We start from the raw sequence: 1,754 nt of genomic DNA on the forward strand, positions 1-1,754 counted from the left end.
GCTCCCTCGAAATGATTCAGTTTCCTCACTCAGACTCATGAATTCGCAGGATTTCACCCTTTGATGATGTTGAAAGAAGAAGATATGCTGGAGCTTGCTGCTCGGATGAGGTGAAAAGGGCATGCGTAAATAAAGGTGAGGGATGCTTCACCCACATTGTTCCATTTAGCACGTCTCCACTTCGCCTTAGCGATTCTCGCTCCCATGTCTCAACGGGTCATCGCCCTTTCATTCCTTCGTCACATCTAACTAAGGGGTGGAGGTCGGTTTTTCTAACGGAACGGGTCCGAGCCCTTTTGCGTAACGTCTCCCGATACTCCGTGCTTCTTGTCATCCTGCGAATGCTTGAGCTGGTGAGGACCGATCGATTTTAAGCTGCTTGTTGATAAATTCGATTTGAATCGTAAGTCTCGCTACTTTTAGCCAAACCGACTAGCAGACGAGCTACTTTACTGCATAATTTCATGATGGATTTCATCTTCTTTAGGTTCTTCTTTTCCACATTGTAACGGTGTAAAGCCCGGATTTCCGGGTTCGTCATCACCATACACATCGTCATGAGATAGAGAAAATGACGCAGACGCGGCCGACCTCGTTTGCTAAGTACCATCTTTCCTCGCCACTTCCCTGAACTAGCCTCAGCTAGGTTCAAACCAGCATGCCGCAGCAACGCATTTCCGTGCGAGTAGCCACTTAGATCACCAGCCTCACCGAGCACACCAGCTAGACTCGTTACACTGACGCCTCGTATTTCAAGTAGCTTCTGCGCGTATGGAATGCGTTCAAGAATGAGATGGAGCTCGCGTTCAATCTGTTCAAGTTGGCGATGGGCCAGGTCGAATTCTTCAAGCAAATGTTCAAGATGAAGCTTGTAAGCATGAAGTGCCTGAGTCGTTCCCACACTTAATTTTGCAAACGAAATGAGCAACTCAGCGCGTTTCACTCCAGCATGACGCTTCACATATTGCTTCCAACCGTCGAGGATTTGTTCGATGGTTAACCGACAAATTTCTCCCGGCAAAGGGAACAGTCTGAGCGTTGCGATTGCACTGGTGCAGGTAAGGATTTTAAAGACCTGACGAAGTTCGGGAAAGACAATGTCTACCCAGCGATGGATCTGATTAACCGCGGCGTTGAGGCGCTTGGTAACCGTTTCTCGGTTTGCCATGAGAATACGAAGTTCCTCGTAGGCTTCCTGATGGAAACGAACGGGGGAGTAATACCCGTTTTTGATCATATCTGCAATGACAAGCGCGTCTTTACGATCGCTTTTAGATGGCGTATTGTCCCGGTTCTCCTTATTCTTTTTGACGAGATGAGGGTTAACCAGAACAGCTTCGATGCCAAGAGCGATAAGCCAACGTGCTAGGCTGAACCAGTAGTGGCCGGTAGGTTCCATGCCAACTATGACGTTGCTCAGTTTGTAGCTGCTGAGCAGATCCTGAATCCAACGTTCGAATAGTATGAACCCTTCACGATGGTTGCCGAACTCGAGCGGAGCGCCGAGCGCAATGCCTCGAAAGCTTACGGCTCGGGCCACATGGACTTCCTGGGCGATGTCTACGCCAACGACTAGGTGATGAACGGTAATGTTTTCAATGCGTTGATTTTGCTTGTCCTGTGCTTTAAAATTCATAGTAGAGCGACCTCCTGATGGGCTTTTTGAGGCTTTTGACCTCGTGCGTAACCCCATCGTACCGAGGCGCTCGTTTTTGTTCAAACGCCAAATTATTCGTTTTACAGGAATTCTAACG

Annotated in this window: 1 protein-coding gene; it reads right to left on the bottom strand. The window is 48.5% G+C overall.

Translation table 11 applies throughout. The features are described 5' to 3' along the window. Positions 1 to 370 precede the first annotated feature (370 nt). Entirely contained in the window at positions 371 to 1,636 is a 1,266-nt protein-coding gene (locus AC0YNU_RS32855; protein ID WP_475764254.1) for an IS110 family RNA-guided transposase, read from the bottom strand. Positions 1,637 to 1,754: the final 118 nt, after the last annotated feature.

The organism is Paenibacillus sp. J31P316 (genome assembly GCF_056269105.1).

Bases quoted from the DNA above. Each gene is read 5' to 3' on its own strand.
- AC0YNU_RS32855 (WP_475764254.1), bottom strand. From the start codon at position 1,636: ATGAATTTTAAAGCACAGGACAAGCAAAATCAACGCATTGAAAACATT.